Source organism: bacterium SCSIO 12844 (assembly GCA_024397935.1).
Taxonomy (GTDB): Bacteria; Pseudomonadota; Gammaproteobacteria; order Francisellales; family Francisellaceae; genus M0027.
The window spans coordinates 1393135-1415074 of sequence record CP073743.1; the positions used below are offsets into that span (position 1 = coordinate 1393135).

Annotated in this window: 21 protein-coding genes and 1 tRNA gene; 14 read left to right on the forward strand and 8 right to left on the reverse strand. The window is 33.3% G+C overall.

All coding sequences use genetic code 11. The features are described 5' to 3' along the window. Positions 1-9: 9 nt before the first annotated feature. Positions 10-525 carry a hypothetical protein gene (locus tag KFE69_06610; protein UTW43755.1) on the forward strand — a complete coding sequence of 172 codons (516 nt, stop codon included), beginning with the start codon at positions 10-12 and terminating at the stop codon, positions 523-525. Here the strand turns inward: KFE69_06610 and hemL are convergent. The 4 genes from hemL to KFE69_06630 form a co-directional block, all read right to left on the reverse strand. Continuing rightward, entirely contained in the window at positions 522-1814 is a 1293-nt protein-coding gene (hemL, locus tag KFE69_06615; protein ID UTW43756.1) for a glutamate-1-semialdehyde 2,1-aminomutase, read from the reverse strand. The two genes, KFE69_06610 and hemL, sit on opposite strands and share 4 nt — an antisense overlap. A 17-nt stretch (positions 1815-1831) precedes the next feature. Continuing rightward, the gene (gene gshB / locus KFE69_06620; GenBank protein ID UTW43757.1) at positions 1832-2797 is read right to left on the reverse strand and encodes a glutathione synthase; all 966 of its coding nucleotides are present in this window, start codon (positions 2795-2797) and stop codon (positions 1832-1834) included. Between the two features lie 4 nt (positions 2798-2801). Then, positions 2802-3758, reverse strand: a complete 957-nt coding sequence (gene fmt / locus KFE69_06625; protein UTW43758.1) for a methionyl-tRNA formyltransferase — start codon at positions 3756-3758, stop codon at positions 2802-2804. A 68-nt stretch (positions 3759-3826) separates the two neighbouring features. Further along, on the reverse strand, positions 3827-4225 hold the full coding sequence (locus tag KFE69_06630; GenBank protein ID UTW43759.1) for a hypothetical protein: 399 nt from the start codon (positions 4223-4225) through the stop codon (positions 3827-3829). Positions 4226-4359: 134 nt separating this feature from the next. Between KFE69_06630 and KFE69_06635 the strand changes: the two genes are divergently transcribed. The 4 genes from KFE69_06635 (at position 4360) to KFE69_06650 (ending at position 9462) form a co-directional block, all read left to right on the forward strand. After that, a complete protein-coding gene (locus KFE69_06635; GenBank protein ID UTW43760.1) occupies positions 4360-6525 on the forward strand; it encodes an anthranilate synthase component I in 2166 nt (721 codons plus the stop codon). Between the two features lie 70 nt (positions 6526-6595). Then, complete coding sequence (locus KFE69_06640; protein UTW43761.1) at positions 6596-7702, forward strand: carbohydrate kinase family protein; 1107 nt, start codon at positions 6596-6598, stop codon at positions 7700-7702. 34 nt (positions 7703-7736) lie between these two features. Then, positions 7737-8966: an MFS transporter gene (locus KFE69_06645; protein ID UTW43762.1), complete on the forward strand. Its 1230-nt coding sequence runs from the start codon at positions 7737-7739 to the stop codon at positions 8964-8966. 61 nt (positions 8967-9027) lie between these two features. Further along, entirely contained in the window at positions 9028-9462 is a 435-nt protein-coding gene (locus tag KFE69_06650; protein UTW43763.1) for a hypothetical protein, read from the forward strand. Positions 9463-9466: 4 nt separating this feature from the next. Here KFE69_06650 and KFE69_06655 read toward each other — a convergent pair whose 3' ends face one another. Then, positions 9467-9703: a hypothetical protein gene (locus tag KFE69_06655; GenBank protein ID UTW43764.1), complete on the reverse strand. Its 237-nt coding sequence runs from the start codon at positions 9701-9703 to the stop codon at positions 9467-9469. Positions 9704-9903: 200 nt separating this feature from the next. Between KFE69_06655 and alaS the strand changes: the two genes are divergently transcribed. The 3 genes from alaS (at position 9904) to KFE69_06670 (ending at position 15369) form a co-directional block, all read left to right on the forward strand. Further along, complete coding sequence (alaS, locus tag KFE69_06660; GenBank protein UTW43765.1) at positions 9904-12516, forward strand: alanine--tRNA ligase; 2613 nt, start codon at positions 9904-9906, stop codon at positions 12514-12516. Between the two features lie 79 nt (positions 12517-12595). Then, positions 12596-13930 carry a TolC family outer membrane protein gene (locus KFE69_06665; protein ID UTW43766.1) on the forward strand — a complete coding sequence of 445 codons (1335 nt, stop codon included), beginning with the start codon at positions 12596-12598 and terminating at the stop codon, positions 13928-13930. Between the two features lie 56 nt (positions 13931-13986). Beyond that, positions 13987-15369 (forward strand): leucyl aminopeptidase family protein, encoded by a 1383-nt coding sequence (locus KFE69_06670; protein UTW43767.1) that lies wholly within the window; start codon positions 13987-13989, stop codon positions 15367-15369. Here KFE69_06670 and KFE69_06675 read toward each other — a convergent pair whose 3' ends face one another. Then, a complete protein-coding gene (locus KFE69_06675; GenBank protein ID UTW44029.1) occupies positions 15370-15612 on the reverse strand; it encodes a BolA family transcriptional regulator in 243 nt (80 codons plus the stop codon). Between the two features lie 183 nt (positions 15613-15795). On the opposite strand from KFE69_06675, the gene KFE69_06680 reads away from it, so the two are divergent. From KFE69_06680 to KFE69_06690, 3 genes are all read left to right on the forward strand, one after another. Beyond that, the gene (locus KFE69_06680; protein UTW43768.1) at positions 15796-16578 is read left to right on the forward strand and encodes an enoyl-ACP reductase; all 783 of its coding nucleotides are present in this window, start codon (positions 15796-15798) and stop codon (positions 16576-16578) included. Positions 16579-16585: 7 nt separating this feature from the next. Then, positions 16586-17635, forward strand: coding sequence for an AGE family epimerase/isomerase (locus KFE69_06685; protein ID UTW43769.1), 1050 nt, complete (start codon positions 16586-16588; stop codon positions 17633-17635). A 147-nt stretch (positions 17636-17782) separates the two neighbouring features. Beyond that, a complete protein-coding gene (locus KFE69_06690) occupies positions 17783-18610 on the forward strand; it encodes a MipA/OmpV family protein (GenBank protein ID UTW43770.1) in 828 nt (275 codons plus the stop codon). 11 nt (positions 18611-18621) lie between these two features. Here the strand turns inward: KFE69_06690 and KFE69_06695 are convergent, their stop codons facing one another. Both KFE69_06695 and KFE69_06700 read right to left on the reverse strand, forming a co-directional pair. Next, complete coding sequence (locus KFE69_06695) at positions 18622-19290, reverse strand: hypothetical protein (protein UTW43771.1); 669 nt, start codon at positions 19288-19290, stop codon at positions 18622-18624. Between the two features lie 22 nt (positions 19291-19312). After that, complete coding sequence (locus KFE69_06700; protein UTW43772.1) at positions 19313-19660, reverse strand: (2Fe-2S) ferredoxin domain-containing protein; 348 nt, start codon at positions 19658-19660, stop codon at positions 19313-19315. Between the two features lie 98 nt (positions 19661-19758). Between KFE69_06700 and KFE69_06705 the strand changes: the two genes are divergently transcribed. From KFE69_06705 to KFE69_06715, 3 genes are all read left to right on the forward strand, one after another. Next, positions 19759-21108 (forward strand): dicarboxylate/amino acid:cation symporter, encoded by a 1350-nt coding sequence (locus tag KFE69_06705; protein ID UTW43773.1) that lies wholly within the window; start codon positions 19759-19761, stop codon positions 21106-21108. 61 nt (positions 21109-21169) lie between these two features. Beyond that, positions 21170-21245 (forward strand) — tRNA-Lys (locus KFE69_06710). Positions 21246-21458: 213 nt separating this feature from the next. Further along, positions 21459-21869 (forward strand): hypothetical protein, encoded by a 411-nt coding sequence (locus KFE69_06715; GenBank protein UTW43774.1) that lies wholly within the window; start codon positions 21459-21461, stop codon positions 21867-21869. The last annotated feature ends 71 nt before the right edge of the window (positions 21870-21940 follow it).

A 21940-nucleotide genomic window follows, 5' to 3' on the forward strand; every position in this document is an offset into this window, starting at 1 on the left:
TATAAAAAAATGATTAATAAACTAATCACAATTGCTGGTTTAACATTAGTTGCATCATCAGCCGCATTTTGTCAGATTCAAAACACTTCCTCTAATAATCTTAGCCTTAGTCAAGGTACAGCTACTCAAGTTGATACTTTAGCTATTGTTTGTCCAGCATCAATTAAGATTAATAAAGGGCTTGAAAATTCCGTTGAAGGAGATCGGAGTATAGAAGTAAATGCTAAATACCTTTTACAACCAGGTAAAACTCAAGAGCAATGTTCTCTTGATTTGCGCGCCATTAAGAGTATGTCAATTGGTCCAAATTTTAAGACAATAGAGTTAGCAACATTTACATTATTTTCAGATGGTGTAATTACAAATGAAAAAACAAGTTATAAAGTAGGTGATAAACTAGGTCTTTTTTATATGGATGTTTATAAGAATGATAAATTAGAGCCTTTATCTGTTAAACAGTTAGAAGTGGTTAGCCATAAAGTTCTTTTTGTTGATAATTCTAGTCCAGCTACTGAATATAACTAAACATGGTTGTGCATATAAGAAAAATATGCTTTTGCCATGTTAATTGTGTTATCAATATCTTCGATACTATGTGCATTTGAAACAAAACCTGCTTCAAATGCAGAAGGTGCAAGATAAATACCTTGTTCTAACATATAATTAAAAAATGCTATAAAGCGATTAATTTCAGATTGATTAACTTCATCAAATGTTTTAGGTATATGATTAGAAAAGTATAAACCAAACATACTGCCGATTGACTGTGCTTTAAAATCAATTTGATGATCTTTAGCAACTTGGTTAAGTTGTTCAGTTAAGTAATTTGCTTTATTAGATAGGGTATCATAAAAGCCATTAGCTTGAATTAATTGTAAGGTTGTCAATCCTGCAGCCATTGCAATAGGATTACCTGAAAGTGTGCCTGCTTGATAGACATCACCACAAGGTGCTAGTCGTTGCATAATTTCTTTTTTACCACCAAACGCACCAACTGGCATGCCACCACCAATCACTTTACCAAGGGTAATTAAGTCAGCATTGATATTAAAGATACTTTGAGCACCATTAAGTGCAACACGAAAGCCTGTCATCACTTCATCAAAAATTAGCAAAGTACCATATTGATCACAGAGTTGACGTAATCCTTGGATAAATTCAATATCAGGAACAATTAAATTCATATTACCTGCAATGGGTTCAAGTATAATACAGGCAATTTCATCTGGATAAGTTTCAAAGCACTGTTTGACAGAATCTAAATCATTAAAGTTTGCAGTTAAGGTATCTTTAACTGTATCTTTCGGAACACCAGGTGAGCCAGGAATGCCAAGTGTTAAAGCACCAGATCCTGCGGCGACTAATAAATGATCTGCATGACCATGGTAACAACCTTTAAATTTAATCAATTTATCACGATTTGTATAAGCGCGGGCTAGACGAATAGCGCTCATTGTCGCTTCAGTGCCTGAATTAACAAAGCGTACCTGGTCCATATTAGGTATCAGTTCACAGACAGTTTCTGCTAATTGAGCTTCTAATTGGCAAGGTGCGCCATAACTTAAACCTTTTTCCGCTTGAGCTTTTACAGCTTCAATAACTTGTTCATTTGCATGGCCAACAATCATAGGCCCCCATGAACCAACATAGTCAATATAGCGATTGCCATCGACATCATAAATATAAGCACCTTTTGCATGATCAATAAATTTAGGTGTACCACCCACAGCTTTAAAGGCTCGAACTGGTGAGTTAACACCACCTGGAATGACAGTTTGTGCTTGTTTGAATAGTTTCTCTGAACGAGTTGTCATTATATTTGGTCCTTTCTTTATTTTTTATAGTTGGATTCAATAAAGTTCATTAATTCATCTGCAGCATTGTAGCCTGTGCCAAAATCTAGTTCTCTAACACAGGTAGGGCAAGTAATATTAATTTCAGTAATATACTCTCCAATAACATCAAGACCACAAAAAACAATACCTTTTGCTTGTAAAGTTGGTACAACTTGCTCAACTAACCAATGGTCACGATCTGTTAATGGTTTAACGATTGCTTGTGCGCCTTTAGCAAGATTAGCTCTTGTTTCTCCCTCTTTAGCTATTCTAGCAACCGAGTGGGTTGGTGCTTTGCCATTGACTAAAAGAATTCGTTTGTCACCTTGAGTAATTTCTGGGATATAACGTTGAATCATTGTATAACGACTTTCAAATGCTGTGATCGTTTCTATGATAACATTAATATTTGGATCACTTCGATTTAATTTAAATATTGAGCTACCTGAGCTGCCATCTAATGGCTTTAAAATAATATCACCATGTTCATATAGATAATCTTTAATATCACAAGCACTTCTAGTAATTAATGTTGCTGGTATACATTGTGGGAAATGAGTAATAAACATTTTCTCATTTGCATCACGTAAACTTTGAGGTTTATTAATTATCCAGCTACCTTTTCGTTCTGCTAGCTCTAAAATATAAGTTGCAAAGACAAATTCCATATCAAATGGAGGCTCTTTACGCATTTGAATGACATGAAAGTTTTCTAGCTTTGTTATTATTGGCTGATCAATTTTATACCATACTTTTGCAGTTATAAAATGATCGTTTAAAGTAATGGGGTATGCTTTTGCATAAGCGCTACCATCTTGTATATAAAGGTCATTCATTTGAATGCTATAACATTGCCAACCCTTTTTTAAGGCAGATTCAATCATTGCAATTGAACTGTCTTTTTTAGGGTTTAGTTGATCAAGCGGATCAAGAATAAATGCCATTTTTAAGTTAGTAGACATCTGTTTATACTCCTATGACCGTGCCAAGAACATCATTTAGTTCTCTGCCATTAATTAATTCACTAAGAGACATTGGCTTTTTTCCAGGAAATTGTAGTTTTGTGATTGCTAATATACCATTGCCTGTAGCAATCTGAATATCTTTTTTTGATAAATTAATTACTGTGCCTGGTTTGTATTTATGTGTTTGCTCAACAATATAGGCATCAAAAAGTTTGACATTTTTACCATTGATCAGTGTATAAGTACCAGGCCATGGTGTAAAAGCTCGAATTTTACGTTCAATTTTAACTGCACTTTGATTCCAATTGATTTTACCTTCTGATTTAGTAATTTTTTCAGCATAAGTTGCTTTTGTATTGTCTTGTTTGCTTGGATTAAGGCTATTATGTTGAATTTGATCAATCGTTTTGATAAGTGGGGTGATAGATAATTTTGCTAATTTATCATGTAGTGTTTGAGCGGTATCATCCTCTGAAATTTCGCAGCTAACGGTATTTAATATATCACCTGTATCTAAACTGTGATCCATTTGCATAATACTAACAGCAGTTTCTTTATCACCAAATTCAATTGCTCGCTGAATGGGGGCAGCGCCTCGCCATTTAGGTAGTAAAGAGACATGAATATTAATACAACCATATTTAGGTATATCAAGTACTGTTTGAGGCAAAATTAAGCCATACGCAATTACAATCATTAAGTCAGGTTCTAATAATTTTAACTGTTCAATTGCTTGAGGTTCTTTTTTGAATGACGATGGTTGAAATATGGCTATATTATGTGCTTTAGCAATTGTCTTTACAGGGCTTTCTTTTAATTTCTTGCCACGACCTGCAGCACGGTCAGGCTGTGTATATGCTGCTATAATGTTAACGCTATTTGATTGGATTAAATCAGTTAATACAGTTGCTGCAATATCAGGCGTTCCAGCAAAAACAACTGAGAGTTTTTTGTTCATGGTTTAAGCTCACTGGTAAGTTTTATAAGTAATTGTAAGATAAAGTAAAATGATTATATTTAGAAGATTTAGTAATTTAGTCGATATGCATAAGCTTGAATTTGTATTGCATCTAAAATACCTTGATTAGGTGTACGTGCAATTTGAACTGGACCAATTGCATTGGCGCCATATTTAGCAGCAAGTTTTTTTGCATAAGCAACTGATTGGTCAGCATCTGATTCTAATTCAGTTTGATTTGTGGATTGAAAATGCATTTGTGTATTGATTAAGCCAATCGGTTGGGCATTGGGTGGTACATTAATCATTTCTACTGCACTTGCTGGAATGCTTGAGTAGGTTTGTGTTGTTTGCGGTAGATAAATCCCATGAGGCGAATAAGTAGTTTTTGGATAAAATGCATAGAATAATATAAGGATAACGGCAATAATAATAAGGTGTAAAATATTTTGCAATTGTTGATTCATATGAAAATACCTATTATGATAGTAACAATATTATTGTTTTCAATGATAAGGGCTCGATTGAATAAAAACAATCTTTTTCAACTAGATTATGATTGTGTATTAAAGCCTTTAATTCACTCAAAAGGGGTAATTAAATGAATGTAATTGATAAGAGAGAAGAACTAATCACATCAAATGGTATTTTTGCACTGTTACAAAAGCACAAAATGAAATATAGTGAATCGTTGGATGATATCAAAGTAATGCTTAATCGTGCAAGGGGTATGTTGATGTCATCTGGGATTGAGTATCCAGGACGTTATAACCGTTGGGAAGTTGGTTTTATTCACCCGCCAGTTGAGTTTATTGCTTACGATGGCTTAGTTAAAGTTCGTGCTTTAAATCCCAGAGGCAATATGATTTTATCAATGATTAAACCTATTATGTCAGCGCCTGAGTCAGTCGAGATAATTGCTGAAGATGAGCATGAAGTTGATTTAAAAATTCATGCAAGTCGTGAAGCATTTCCAGAAGAGAAACGTAGTTTTCAACCATCTGTAATGACGCCGATTAGAGCTTTAACAACTGAGTTTAATCAGTTAAGTGAAAACATGTTAGGTTTATTTGGTGCATTTGGTTATGCTTTGATTTATCAGTTTGAACCAGTAGAAGAGGCAAAAGAAAAAAATCGTGATCAAAAGTTATATCACTTATATTGGGTGGATGAACTTTATGCAATTGATAAAAAGAAAGAAGAATCTTTTCTTTTAACACTTGAGTTAAAAAAGGGCCAGTACTCTACGCTAGGTACATCGACGGACCCATATGAACCGATGGAACCCGCGTATAATTATGATAAACCGTTTCAAGCACTATCAAAAATAACTTCTTCAATGTCGGATGATGCATTTGCTAATATGGTTGATAAAGCGCGTGAACACATGCGAGTTGGTGATGTTTTTGAAGTTGTTTTAAGTCGTCGCTTTGAGGCAAAAGTTCAGGGGCGTTTAAGTGAATTATTTGATAAAATGAAATCTCAAAATCCTTCACCTTATGAATATTTTTGTCAGTTTGGTGATGAACAGCTTATTGGTACATCACCTGAAATGTTTGTTCGTGTTGAAGGAGATCGAATTGAGTCTTGTCCGATATCTGGTACGATTCGTCGAGGCGATAATGCTATGGAAGATTCTGAAAGAATTGTGAAGTTATTAAACTCATATAAAGATGAAGTAGAATTAACCATGTGTACTGATGTTGACAGGAATGATAAATCACGTATTTGTCAGCCTGGTAGCGTTAATTTACTTGAGCGTCGAACCATTGAGCGTTATGAAGGGCTGTTTCATACGGTTGATCACGTAGAGGGAACTTTACGATCTGAATATAATGGTTTAGATGCATTTATGTCTCATATGTGGGCCGTAACATTAACTGGTGCGCCAAAGCCTCGGGCAATACGTCTAGTTAATCAATATGAAACCATGCCAAGAAACTATTATGGTGGCTCTGTTGGTGCAATTGGCTTTAATGGTGATATCAATTCAGCCATTACGATTCGTACAGTACATATCAAAAAAAATAAAGCAACTTATCAAGCTGGTGCAACATTAGTATGGGACTCTGAAGGCAAGGAAGAAGCAAAAGAGACGCATACTAAAGCAACAGCATTTAAACGAGCTTTAGGTACGATTCAATCAATTAAGAAAAGAGAGAAAGCTGTGTTTCAAATATCTAAACCTATTAAAGCCATTATGATTGATCATGAAGATTCTTTTGTTCACACGTTAGCTGATTATTTTAGGCAATGTGGTGTTGAGCTTGATACTTACAGAAGTGGTATTACCATTGAGGCTATCAAGAAAATTAACCCAGATATTGTTATATATTCTCCTGGCCCTGGTAAACCTCAAGATTTTAATTTGCCACAATTAATTAAAGATGTTACAGAAGCTAAAATACCACAGTTTGGTGTTTGCTTAGGATTGCAGGGAATGATAGAGGCGTTTGGTGGTCAGTTAAAATTACTAGATGTGCCTCATCATGGTAAAATATGGAAGTTAAAACATCAAAATCAAGGTATCTTTAAAGAAGTAGAGCCTGAGTGTGAAGTTGCAGCTTATCATTCTATTATTGCCGATGATAGCGTTATAGTAGATGATTTAGTTGTTACTGCAGTGAATGAGCATGGTCATATTATGGCTGTTGAACATAAAAATTTACCCTTAGCAGCAGTACAGTTTCATCCAGAATCTATTCTTACAATGAAAGATGATACAGGCTTAAGAATGATTTATAATGCAATTGAGCATTTAACTTGATCTTTAAATTCAAAACGTTAGACTCTGTTAAAAATAAATTTATTTATGCTTTTTTAAAGGAATTTTTACTATGGCGTTTAAACGCGTTTTAACAATTGGTGGAGCTACAGTAGATACAATTATCTCTTATGAAGAAATGGAAACAATGCAGATTCATAAAGCAAAAAGTTTGGAATCGTATTTGTTACTTGAAGAGGGAGCAAAAATAGAAGTAACTGATCAGAAAATTTATAGTGGTGGTGGCGCAACGAATGCTGCTGTATCTTTTAAACGACAAGGTTATGAGGTTGCTCTTTTTGGTAAAGTAGGTCATGATCGTTATGGAGATATGCTCTTAGATGAATTAAAAGATGTGGGTATAAATGTCTCTTATGCAAGGCGCTCAAATACCTATGCAACGGCTAATTCATTTATCGTTCCATCACTTAAAGGGGATCGTACTGTATTCGCTTATCGTGGTGCAAATACCTCAGTATTAACAGAAGACTTACCAGAAGAAGCGATTCAATCAAGTGACTTTGTTTATGTAACCTCTTTGAGTAAAGATTCTGCAGCTCGTTTTCCTGAAATTGTTAAATTAGCTAATCAATGTGATTCAAAAGTAGCAATTAATCCAGGAAATAGTCAATTAGTATTAGGTGGTGGATTTGTTAAATCAGCACTCGATGGTGTTGATATTATGCTTTTAAATTATGAAGAAGCGCAATTGTTGATGGTGTCATTAATTTCTACTGATAAACACATGAAAGAAACTTTAGCAGAAATGAATGACCACCATGGTGAAGAGTTATTGGGAAATCAATTTCAATATGAAGGTGTTTTTTTTAGTTTGAGGCAGTTTTTTAAAGTTGTATTAGGATTAGGTCCAAGAATTGTTGTTGTTACAAATGGTTCAGAAGGTGTTTACGTTGCCACCAATGAAAAACTGTACTTTCATCCACCATATAAGTATGGCAAGATTGTCAATACATTAGGTGCAGGAGACGCATTTGCTTCAGCTTTTGTTGGTACTATCTATGCAGATCAACCAGTGGAAGAAGCCATTCGTCATGGGATATTAAATAGTGGTTCTGTAATTTGTTATCCTGATGCAAAAACTGGACTATTAACAACAGAAGGATACACTCAAGCATTAAATCAACTAGATAAAAAATTATTAGTTACGATGGATTGGTAAATGTCTAAAATTGATGGAATATGGATAAAAGCTTATGTCGTCAAAAAAAGTTATTCTTCTAGCAGCTATAGGCAGTGCACTAGATTATTATGATTTTATGGTGATGGTATTTGTTTCTAATATTATAGGGGCTCAATACTTCCCTTCACAATATGTTTACAACTCAGTTTTAGCTGTATTTATGACGTTTACAGTTGGGTATTTAATGAGGCCATTAGGCGGTATTATTTTTAGTCACTTTGGTGATAAATATGGGCGGCGTATAGCATTCTATTTTTCAATTATATTGATTGCCATTCCTTTGTTTTGTATTGCTCTTTTGCCTACATACCAGGAAATAGGGGTGTTGGCGCCAATATTGTTAATTATTCTGCGTTTAATTCAGGGGTTGGCGTTTGGAGGTGAGCTGCCAGGAGCAGTGATCTATACATTTGAACATGTGGATTTAAAGTATAGGACAGTTGCAGTTGCCTTTATTTTTTCTATTTTGACATTTGCAGCTCTATCAGGCCAGCTATTAGTGACATTAATTAGTCATATGTTATCTAAGGAGGCATTTTATTTATGGGGTTGGAGGCTTGCATTTATTATAGGTTCGATTTTTTGTATCGCAGGTGGGTATTTGCGAAAAAACTTATCAGAGACGCCAGCCTTTATTGCATTAAAATCAAGAAAAAAAACTTTGCCAATAGCGCAGTTATTTGATAGTGATTTTATAACCTTGATTCAGGGCATATTATTTGCGTCAATCGTATCAGTCAGTATGTTTTTAATTTTTATATTTATGCCAATTTTTCTGATTGATTTTACTTTAATAGGTAATCATGGCCATATTGTAAATGCGGTTAATTTATTGAATGTTGCGATTTTAACTATGTTCTTTGGTTATATTTCAGATAAATTTGGCAAAAAAAATATATTCAAAATATCTTTATTTTGTATGGTCGTTATTGCTTATCCTGTATTTTGGGTTGTAACCAATACAACATCATTAGAAGTTGTAATGATTATGATTGTATTATTGGGCATTCCATATGCTATGATGCTTAGTACATATGCAACAATAGTTTCTGAACTATTTCCCACATCAGTTAGATATACGGGATTAGGGTTAGTTTATAATGTTTCAGCTATTTTATTTGGCGCGACAGCTCCTATGATAGTTATTTGGTTAATTAAATTAACATCTAATCCTATTAGCGTGGCATTTTATTTAATCTTTTTTTCATTTTTAGCATTGCTTGGCTTTAGGTTTAAAACATAATCTTATAACATTTAAGCAGAGTATATCGGAAAAAAACTAAAACACATGGAGTATAACTCATATGAATAAATATATAAGTGCAATGATAGCAGGTCTTATAGGCACAGTTGTTTTGTCTATTTTAATGATTATTAAAGCTAAAATGGGCGTTGCGCCACGGTTCGATGCCATAGGTGATCTTAGTCATTTTTCTGGTACTAACAGTATGGCGGTTGGTTGGATTGGCCATTTTGTAATAGGAATAGTTGTTTGGGGTATTTTATTTGCGATCATAGAAGGTTTTTTACCTGGTAAATACTGGCTACGTGGCTTTATCTATGGAATAATCCTTTGGCTTATTATGATGATTATTTATATGCCAGTAATGGGTTGGGGATTTTTTGCAGCAAAGCTTGGGGTTCAGGTGGTCATTATGACTTTAGTGTTACACATTATTTTTGGTTGGGTGATCGGTATTGTCTATGGTGCTTTAACTAAGAAAAAAGCTAAAGGTTAGGCCATTATGAACAACTAGGTATGTCCATTGTTGTTAATTGATCCCATGACGATTGGCTACAGTTCTCTGGTTTAGTATCAGGTATGCAATAAGATTGCCAAGTGCCCATATTTTTGGTGCTCAAGCAACTTTGAAAGCCATCAACACTTAGATATTCAGGTGGCATAACTGCAAAAGCATTATTGAAATAATAAAGACTCATTGTTAACACTGTAAATACTGTGAATTTTAGTTTATGCATTATCTTGCCATTAATTTAGTCTAATTACATAATCACATTTTTAGTGTTTATTTTTAATTATGCAATTACTTTTATAGCAAAATCTGCTCAAGATAAATATTAATAAATTGATAAAAACGCTAACGAAAATAATGCAAGTTGATTTAAATTTAGGTATCCTTCGTGTATTCTATTTTGATAATTTAATCGTAACTATATAAATGACTATGAATGTAAAAGATATCCGCCAAAAATTTATTGATTATTTTGTTAGTGAAGGTCATAAACATGTGCCTTCAAGTTCTCTTGTGCCACATAATGATCAGACATTATTATTTACAAACGCAGGGATGGTTCAGTTTAAAGACGTATTTTTAGGAAAAGATAAACGAGACTATACTAAAGCTGTAACATCACAACGCTGTGTTAGAGCTGGTGGTAAGCATAATGATTTAGAAAATGTTGGTTATACAGCAAGACATCATACCTTTTTTGAAATGTTAGGTAATTTTAGCTTTGGTGATTATTTTAAAAAAGAAGCCATTGAGTTTTCATGGAAATTTCTAACTGAAGTTGTCAAAATTCCAAAAGAGCGCCTTTGGGTAACTGTTTTTACTGAAGATGATGAAGCAGCTGATATTTGGTTAAATCATATTGGCGTAGATAAAAATCGTTTTTCTCGTATTGGCGAGAAAGATAACTTTTGGGCGATGGGTGATACAGGTCCTTGTGGCCCTTGTACTGAAATTTTTTATGATCATGGTGAAGATGTTCCTGGCGGTCCTCCAGGCTCAAAAGGTGAAGAGCTAGATCGTTATATCGAGATATGGAACTTGGTATTTATGCAATATAATCGCTTGCCTGATGGAGTACTTGAAGCTTTACCGAATCCATCAGTTGATACTGGAATGGGAATTGAGCGTTTAGCAGCCATTTTACAAGGAGTGCATAATAATTATGAAATTGACTTATTTCAGTATATTATTACAGCCATTGCCAATATATTAAACGTTAAAGATTTAACATTACCATCACTTAAAGTAATTGCAGATCATATTAGAGCGTGTAGCTTTCTAATAACAGATGGTGTTTACCCTTCTAATGAAGGTCGTGGTTATGTATTAAGAAGAATTATCAGACGTGCAATTCGTCACGGTTATAAGCTTGGTGCTAAAGAGGCATTTTTTTATAAAATTGTACAAGCATTAGTTGATCAAATGGGAGAAGCTTACCCTGAATTAAAAATAGCTCAAAAACAAATAGAGGCTACCTTAAAGAAAGAAGAAGAACAATTCGCTAAAACACTTAATTCAGGTATGCGCCTCTTAGATGAGGCCTTAGCTAAAATTCAAAGTGACAAGTTATCTGGTGAAGTTGCATTTAAGCTATATGATACTTATGGATTTCCAGTTGATTTGACTGAAGATATTTTACGAGAAAAGTCAATGACTGTGGATATTGATGCGTTTGAACAATTAATGCAAGGGCAACGCGATCGAGCTAAAAAAGCATCATCATTTAAACAAGACTATAGTCAATCAATTCAGACACATACTCAAACAGACTTCTTAGGGTATGCTCATGCAGTTAGTGATGCAGTTGTAGTTGAGTTACTAGATGATGAAAAAAAACCAGTAAACTTATTAGCTGAAGGTAGTAAAGGTTGTATTATTTTATCTCAAAGTCCATTTTATGCTGAAAGCGGTGGTCAAGTTGGAGATAAAGGTATAATAGAAGCTTTAGGCGCTAAATTTGAAGTTGTTGATACACAGAAAATTAATGATGCGATTTTACATCAAGGTATTGTCAAATCTGGTACATTTAAAATTGACCAAGAAGTCACAGCAATTATTGATTTATCATTTAGAGAGCAAACAGCATTAAATCACTCTGCAACGCATTTATTACATGCAGCTTTAAGAAAAGTATTAGGTCCACATGTTCAGCAGAAAGGATCATTGGTTGCACCAGATCGTTTACGCTTTGATTTTACATCAAATGAGCCTATGACATTAGAGCAAATAGAGTTAGTTGAAGATTTGGTTAATGAGCAAATTAGAAAAAACCATCTTGTTGAAACGATTGTAACAACACATGAGCATGCTAATGAAATAGGTGCCATGGCATTATTCGGTGAAAAATACGGTGATCAAGTTCGTGTGTTACGTATGGGTGATTTTTCAATGGAGCTATGTGGCGGAACACATGTTTCAAGAACCGGTGATATTGGCTATTTTACAATTATATCTGAAGGTGGTATTGCAGCAGGCATACGACGTATTGAAGCAGCAACTGGAAAAAATGCCGAGCAGAAAATAAAACAAGAAAAATTATTATTACGTCAAATTACTTCTGAGTTAAAGGCAAAGCCACAAACGGTAATTGATAAGTTAAGTAAAATGAAAACACAGCTTAAGCAACTTGAAAAAGAAGTATCAGAATTGAAAGTTGCATTAACTAAAGGTTCAGGAGTAGATTTATCAACTCAAGCAACTACCATTGGAGATATTGCAGTCTTAAGTGCTGAAGTTAAAGGTGGTGATATGACAGTACTCAGATCGCAAATGGATCAACTGAAATCTAAATTAAAACGGGCTGTGATTGTTTTAGCATCAACAAAAGATGATAAAGTACAGCTTTGTGCAGGTGTCACAAATAATTTAACAGATCAGTTTTCAGCAGGTGAGCTAGTTAATTATGTAGCACTACAGCTTGGAGGTAAAGGTGGTGGGCGACGAGATATGGCTCAAGCAGGTGGTAAAAGCCCTGAAAAACTAACTCAGGCACTTCAAAGTGTGAAACCTTGGGTTGAAAAGTATTATATTAATGCCTGATCAACTTTAAAAGAAGTGCTAAAGTTAAACTAGGGATTAAATATTAAGTATAAATATGATTAATTTTGGATGATGAAATATGCTTAAACGAGTTTCACAAGTTGCAATCTCTGTTACGCTTGGATGTATGGTGGCACCACAGGCTTGGGCAGTGAATTTGCTACAAGTCTATCAACAGGCATTAAAAAATAACTATTCGATTCGAAGTGATTATAATAGTTATCAATCAACTGCAATGGCAGAGAAAGTTAACCTTGGTGCATTATTTCCGAGCTTTTCTGTTACAGGTACAGCAAGCACAAATAACATTGATAATTTAAATGGTAGTGGTAACTATCAAAGTGTTGGTTATCAATTAAACGTTAGTCAAGTTTTATTCGATTATGGTTTGTATAAAACTTATAAAGCATCAGAGAAAACTACTTTACAGTCTTTGGCTAGTTACCGATACAGTAGGCAACAATTGATGTTAAATGTTGCTCAGGCTTATTTTAATATTTTATTAGCAAAAGATCAGTTAGAGTTTGCAGATGCCAATGTTAAAGCATTAAAAAGTGCTTTAGATCAGGCAACGGTTAAGTTTAAAGTTGGAGTTTCTACTGATACAGATGTTAAGCAAGCTGAAGCATCTTATTATAATGGTTTAGCAGAGCAAGTTGCTGCTCAAAATAATTTAGATACCAGTTACTATTCTTTGTATCAATTAACAGGTAAGCTAGAGAAAGACTTAGCACCACTAAAAACGAATATCATATATAAAGAACCAACGCCAAATAATATTAACGACTGGGTTAAAATTGCTAAAGTAAACAATCAAAATTATTTGTCACAAAAATATCAACAATACGCAGCGTATGATACCATGCAAGCAAGCTATGGTGCATTTTTACCATCGATTTCTTTAGTTGCTCAATATAACAATACTTTTAATTCTGGTGATGAAGATGCCTATCGAAGTGCAGCAGGATTAACGAATCATCCAGTGACAGGTTATGTTGGTTTATCACTTACTTGGAATATATTTAATGGTGGAAGTGATTATGCCACTAAAGTTCAAAATGCTAGATTATATACAGCAGAAGAATTTAACTCTTTAGATGTATTAAGAACATTAATTCAAGATACGCGTTCAGATTATTTGAATATTCAAGCATTTATTAGTCAGATTGAAGCATTACAGCAATCTGTAAAAGCATCTGAATTGGCATATCAGCAGTTTGTTGAGCAATATAATGTTGGTACAGCAACGATTACTGATGTATTAGATCAGTTAAAAACATTATTTGAAAGTAAAAGTAATTTGGCTGAAGTTAAATATAATTACTTTAACGGTTTATTGCAGTTAAAGTTAGATGCAGGCACATTATCTGTTAAAGACATTCAATCAATTAATCAACAGTTGCAGAATACTTAGTTTAAATTCTAGGTATGCGGTAATCAAACTAAAAACTTACTTAGAGAGATTTTTTTATGAAACATGATTTGTTTTTTGATGATTTATCAGAAACCTATATAAAATTAATTCCAGTTGACAGCCATCATTTAAATGAACTTCAATCACAAATTAGTGAAATGCAATGGCAATACCTTTTAGACGTCGGCTTTAATGCACAAGCAAAATCATTTTTACACCTGCCAGATGCAAATGGCAAGGTTGATTGTGTTTTATGGGGTGTTGAGGGGTTAAGCCAATTAGAATTATTAGGTTATTTAAAACGTTTATTGCCTGAGGGAAATTATAAATTAGATGATGTATTGAATTTAATTTCTACGCCAGAACTTGCGTATTTAGGCTTTGCTTTAGGTAGTTATCAATTTGTCAGCTACCATACCTCAAGAGCATCAAAAAGCGTTAAGTTATATTGGCCAGAATCTGACATTGATGCCGTTATTCTAAAAGAGATTGAAGCAGTCTATTTTGTTAGAAATTTAATTAATACACCAGCAAATGACTTAGGGCCAATTCAGTTTGCAATGGAAGCAGAAACAGTTGCTAAATCATTCAATGCTGACTTCGAATGTATTGTTGGAGACCAACTTTTAGCTGAAAATTACCCATTAATTCATGCGGTAGGCAGAGCTTCAATTACACCACCGCGATTGGTTAAATTTAGTTGGGGAGATAAAACAAACCCACATATAGCATTGGTAGGTAAAGGTGTATGCTATGACACAGGTGGCTTGTCATTAAAACCGACAGCTGGTATGAAACTAATGAAAAAAGATATGGGTGGAGCTGCACAAACTTTAGGTTTAGCCCAGTTAATTATGAGTTATCAATTACCGGTAAGGTTAACAGTCTATCTGCCTATGGTTGAAAACGCTATTGGGGGTAATGCTTATCGACTAGGCGATGTTATTAATGCACGTAATGGTAAAAGCGTTGAAATTTTAAATACAGATGCAGAAGGCCGTTTAATATTAGCAGATGCATTGACAGCTGCCAGTGAAACAGATGCGGAGTTAATTATTGATTTTGCGACACTAACGGGCGCATGTCGTGTCGCTTTAGGAATGGATATTGGTGCTATTTATTCAAATAATGATACAATTGCAAGAGCAATTGAAACACGTTCTGAAATTGTAGAAGATTTGTTATGGCATATGCCATTATATTCACATTATAAAAAAGGTTTAAAAGGTAGAGTTGCTGAATTAACGAATGTTAGTAGCTCACCTTATGCAGGTTCTATTGTCGCAGCACTATTTTTAGAAGAGTTTGTTGGTAATAAACCATGGGTACATTTTGATATTTCTGGATGGCGTGATACAGAGCAAGCAATTTCTGAAATAGGAGGAGACGCAATAGGGCTAAGAGCAGTCTTTGATTATTTATGTTCCAGGTATGCCTAATTATGATTGAATAATATGTATATTTAATGCATGAATGTCTGTTTCAAATAAATCTATAACCGACTGATAGATTTTTTGATGTGCTTTTAATCTAGTTAGTCCCTCTAAACTTTGTGCTTTTATTTTTACAATAAAATGACCTTTGCCTGATTTAGCACCTGGATGGTTTTTATGTCTTTGTGAATCATCAATAATTTCAATTAGCTCTGGAGATAGTGATTGGGTAATTCTTTTTTTAATCAATTCTATACGTTTACTATTATCCATATTATCTCATTTTAGATTATTAATTAAGTTAAGTAGAGAGTAGCAGCTTTTTAAAAAATAAGTCAATCATTAATGGAAATCGAATCTTACTTGACGCTTATCAATACTATCCGATAGAATGCTTTCATATCATTGATAATGACGGAGTAAAATAATCTTATGGGATTTCTACAAGGTAAAAAAATCTTAGTTGTTGGTTTATTAAGTAATAAGTCAATTGCCTATGGTGTTGCTGAGGCATTACATCGTGAGGGCGCAGAGTTAGCGTTTACCTATCAAAGTGAGCGTTTTAAAGATCGAGTTCACAAATTAACGGATAAATATAATCCATCAGCGCTTGTTGAGTGTGATGTTAGTAATGATGAACAAATCGAAAATGTATTTAAAGTTTTAAGTGAAAAGTGGGATGGTTTAGATGGAATTGTACACTCTGTTGCTTATGCACCAGCCGATCAATTAAGTGGTGATTTTATATCAGCAGTTAATCGTGATGGTTTTAAAATTGCTCATGATATTAGTGCTTATAGCTTTGCTGCTTTAGCGAAAGCTGGTAGAGATATGATGAAAGGACGAAATGCATCTCTAGTTACAATGACCTATTTAGGTTCTGAAAAGGCTATGCCTAACTATAATACGATGGGTGTGGCAAAGGCATCATTAGAAGCAACTGTTAGATATTCAGCTTTAGCACTAGGAGAGGACGGTATTAGAGCCAATGCAATTTCAGCTGGACCAATTAGAACATTAGCAGCTTCTGGTGTTGGCAATTTTAAAAAGATTCTAGATTATAATACCAAGGTTGCACCATTAAAGAAAAATGTAGATATAATGGAGGTTGGTAATACTGCTGCATTTTTATGTTCTGACTTATCTAGTGGCATTACTGGTGAGGTTATTTATGTTGATGCAGGCTATCATTGTGTAAGTATGGGAGCTATTTAATTAGATCATGAATCATGTTATTCAAGCAAAAGCACGACAATTAATTGATGTTTATTATGAATGTTTAAAAGCTCATATTCAAAGATATGGGTTTTGTGGTGAATTTATAGAGTCAGACTATACGCCAGATTTAAAAGAAACGCGCCTTTTATGTCAGTGTCGAAGTATTTTCTTTTTACTTGATTATGCAGAAATAACTGGCGATGAAACTTGCATTGAGCTTGCATTTGAGCTTTATATTGTTATTCAAGCAAATTATTTTAATGATGAGAAGCTTACTTGGAGTCAGTATCCAGGCGGGAATTCTAACACATTATATGAATATGCGTTTGTCTTATTAGCATTTACAAAATTATACAAAGTAAAATCGCTGGATTCATTGAACAATGCGATTAATCGTGTTGATGAAATATTGCAAAATGAATATATATCATTTAAGAGTAGTTTTGCAAATTTACAAGGCTCTGATGGAAGACTGTGCCAGAATGCTTTAATGCATTTATTTGAGGCTTATCTTGAAGCCTATAAAACATTTCAAACCAATCACTACTTGAATACAGTTGAATTATTATTAGATACGTTAATGAATTTATTTTTAAGTCAAAAAATGAATTTAATTAGTGAGTATGCCCCATTAGATAATGTAAATGATATTTTTGAACCAGGACATTCATTTGAATGGGCTTCCTTATTATTTGAGGCAGAAAAATTAGGTATTAAAGTGCCTACGCATAGTAAACATAAACGAATTGTTGAATCTGCTGAGAATTTAGGTGTAATTGATAATACATTGGTTGTAGGGCAATTAAAAATAAATACAGAGAAAGATCAATCACGTTTTCGCGTTTGGCCATTGTTTGAACGTTTAAGATATTATGCAATGACTGATGATCAAACTAAAATTGAATCTATTTTTAATTCGTTTGTAGAGATCTTTTTTGATACTAATAACTTTCCAATTGAATATGTTAATCAAAACCTTAAAGCAGACTTTCAGCATATTAAAGCGACAACTTCTTATCATTTAATCAACTGTTTTAAATATTTATTACCTTAATTTTTGGTTGTTAACTACTTTCTATGGTTTAATGAAATAACAAAAAACAATAAAGATATGATAAAAATTACAAAAATATAAAGAAATTGTTTTATTTTCGACTATACTAAGCACGGAAAAACACAGAGAGGCGATTAGGGTAGAAATATGAAACTAAAGTTATTGGGTTTAGCTGTTGCATGTACGATTACAACAACAAATCTTTATGCAAGTGATAGTCAAAACACAAATACTACAAATACTGATACAGATCAAACTTTAGATAATCAAGATAAACCAAATACATGGGGTGTTGGAGTTGCAGGTTTAATTTCTCCTGTGCCTTATAAAGATACATCTTCTACAATTCTACCTTTACCTGTAATTAGTTATCAGGGAGAAAACTTAAGAATTTCTGGCCCTTTTGTTAGCTATAAGTTTTTAAACTATGAATATGCTAAAACATCTGTGCAAGCGTTTTTATATCCGCAGCATTTCCGTTCAAATAAGTCAACTGATGGACAGATGAAAAGGTTAGACAATAGAAATTATATTGTGATGGGTGGTATTAATCAGAAGTTTTTAAGTCCATATGGTATTTTAAATTTCTCATTTAATGTTGATATGACAGGTCAGTCAAATGGATTTAGTATTATAACTCGATATAATATCCCATTTGTATTTAATAAAATCTTTGGTAATGACCGTTTAGTCTTAAATCCAGGTATTGGACTTCAATACAGCAGCCACTTATTAACGAATTATTATTATGGTATTTCGTCATCAGAGACAAATAGTTCAGGTTTAGAAACTTATCATCCTAGTGGTGCAATCTCGCCATTTTTTAGTTTAACAACGGCTTATTCATTTGCCAATCACTGGACTTTAGCTTTAGTAAATACATTTACGCGCTTAGATAATACAGTTTATGATAGTCCTATGGTTGAAAAACGTTATATTATTACAACTTATGGGTCAATTGTTTATAAGTTCTAAACACGGTTAGCTTAGCCAATAATGTCGCTATTAATATCACTAATTATATGTAATTTGCTCATAAGGCCGGTATTGGTTAAGTAAATATTATATTGTGCATGATTAATAAGTGGCATAAAAACAGCATTGCCATATTTTGCCTCTACAAACCAAGAGGTAATCGTTGGGTAATTTGTTAATAACTGCCATAAATCAATGCTGGAACGTTGCTCAATTGGGTAAATCGTTTTATGTTGAGTCTGTTCCATTTCTATATTATCATAAATGCCACTTAAAGTGCCTAGGCGATATAATGGTTTTAAATTTAAAAACCTAAGCCAAGGTTTTAGTTGTATTACTTGAGCGCTAAACATCCATTGATCGCCTGAAATATGATAACAGCGATTTGGTTTATTGGTAATTTTATTAGATTTAAAGTTTAAATTTATACAGTAGTCATGCTCTGTTTTTTGTGTAATATAAAGACTTGCAATAAGCGTGTTTTCAGATGCACTTTGCCATTGGTTGGTTGCAATTGATAATAAAAATAATGTACTGGATAAAATTGAAAAAATTAACGTGCTGGTGAGATGCTTTATTGTTGAGATTGTTTTTGCTTGAAAGGCACTTTTAATGATTTTATAGAATGAATAAATAGCACAGAGTGCAAAAATTAGACATATTATTTTAATGACAACCACATTAAACCTTAAAGCAATTTTTTTATTCTTTATCTAATAAGTATTCAGTTACAATATTACCATTAATTATATGCTCTTGAATGATTCTTTCCAGTATTTTTGGTGAACAAGAGTGATACCAAATACCTTCAGGGTAGACAACGGCAATAGGACCATTTTGACAGACTCTTAAACAATTTGCTTTTGTCCGGTATACATGTCCATGTTGACTTAATTGTAATTCTTGTAGTCTATTTTTTAGGTAACTCCAAGATTCAAGTGATTGTTCATGATTACAACATTTTGGTTTAGTTTGATCACAGCATAAAAAAATATGGTGTTTTATATTTTTGATTCCTAACTTTTTTATCTTTTCTTCAATTGTTAACATGATAATTATTCCTAAATTTGCATTTCATAAATTTTTTAATTGAGCTATGATATCAGATTCCAACAACAACATAAACTAGCTAAAAGAGGATGATAGTTATGTATACCAATTATCTGGCATTGATTGTGCTGGGCATTATTTTAATCATATTTGGCATTTTGCAAAAAATGAAAGTCAGTTTTGCATCTCGTTCGTTATTGTCACTGGTTGTTGGGTTAATTTTCGGTTTCTGTTGTAAGTTTTCATCCTCACTTTCGACTGACCAATCTTTAATCATGCAAGTATTAGCATTTATTGGTGATTTATATTTAAGCCTAATTAAAATGCTAGTTATTCCTTTAGTATTTACTGCAATTATACATGCAGTGGTTAATATGCGTCATCAACAAGGTGAGTATTTAACAAAAATATCAGTTAAAGTCGTCGCAATTTTATTAATTACGACAGGTATTTCAGCTTTTATTGCTTTTGCATTGGGTGTTGCATTAAATATTGGTCATGGGTTTGGAATTCCTAGTGAGATATGGCAACCGAATCATGTTAACCCAGGGATATTGGGTACGTTATTAGAGATGCTACCTACAAATCCTGTAGCGATTATGGTTAATGGTAATGTGATGGCATTGGTTATTTTTGCATTATTAATCGGCATTGCATCATTAAGAGCTTATCGTGAAAATAAAACATTGGCTGAACCATTTATTAACTTCATTCATTCAACGTTTGATGTAATAAAAAAATTAGCTAATATGGTGATTGGATTAACGCCTTATGGTGTGATTGCATTAATTGCGCATACTGTTATGATGCAGGGTATTTCATCATTACTGACAATGCTTTCATTTATTGGTGCTGTATATTTAGCATTAGTATTAGTATTAACAATGCATATACTGTTATTATTAGCAGTAGGTAAAAACCCCATTAGTTATTTTAAAAATGTCTATCGTGCTTTATTAGTTGCATTTACAACTAGATCTAGTTTTGGAACACTACCTTTTACAATGGATGCACTAAAAAGGGTAGGCGTTAATGATAGTATTGCTAATTTTGCACCAGGAGTTGGTGCAACAATTGGTATGAATGCATGTGCTGGCGTTTTTCCTGCAATGTTAGTTGTTTTAACGATGGTTGCCTCAGGTTATCCAATATCGTGGGAGTATTATATTATTGTGCCATTAGTAAGTATGTTGGCATCTATGGGCGTTTCTGGAATCCCTGGCACTGCTTATATTGCCGCTGGCGTTATGCTAACAACACTTGGTTTGCCATATACTTATGTTGCTTGGGCTATTGCTGTTGATGCAATCTTAGATATGGGGCGTACTATGACAAATATTAATGGTGTTATGGTTGCAGCAGTAGTAACAGATGCAACAACAAAAGTTGATGAAAATGCTTTTGAAGTCTCTGATGATAGTACCTTAGAAGCAAACTTAGCTAAATAATTGATAAACGATTAATTAATGGTTGACAACACATATCAGTGACTTATAATGTCATCCCGTTGGGTCGTTAGCTCAGTCGGTAGAGCAGCTGGCTTTTAACCAGTTGGTCATAGGTTCGAATCCTATACGACCCACCATTTTTCATAAAAACCTTACTTGTAAATACCATTTATAATTTTAATTATTTCAAAATAGGTTATCGATTTATATAGAAAAAAGTTAATTTAAAGAAATAATCGTTACAATACAACTAGCTTTAGTACTTTTCTTAAATAAGCAATTTTGCTAGAATAACATGCGAAGAAGATTATAATTGATAATAACAATAAGTTATAAAGAGGTATGAGAAAATGACTGAGAAAAATAAACTTGCAATGAGCATTATAGAGCGGATGTTGATTGATTCTAATATGTCATTGGAAAACTTAACAGCTGAACAAATTCAATTTGTATTGCAAACTGCAATTGAATCTGGAAAGTTAACATCAGATCAAGTGGCTAAATTAATTCAGCAAGCAATTGCTACTGGTAATATGACTGCAATGCAGCTTGCAATGATACAGCGTGAATTTGCTAATTTACAGACAGCTAATGTAAATACTAATCATCAGTTTAATGTAATATTTCAGTCTGCTAGTGATCTTCAGGTGAAAAATGCAGAGACTGCTATGAAAGAGAAAGCAGAAAATGATTTATTTTTAGCTGAGCAGCAAAAAAAACGTCAACAACAAAACAATCAAAGTTTTGATACTAAAAAATAGAATAGGGAAATTCTTTTAAGTCAATAGTCGCTTTCTTTATAATCTGTTACTATGAGCCATTATTTATATTA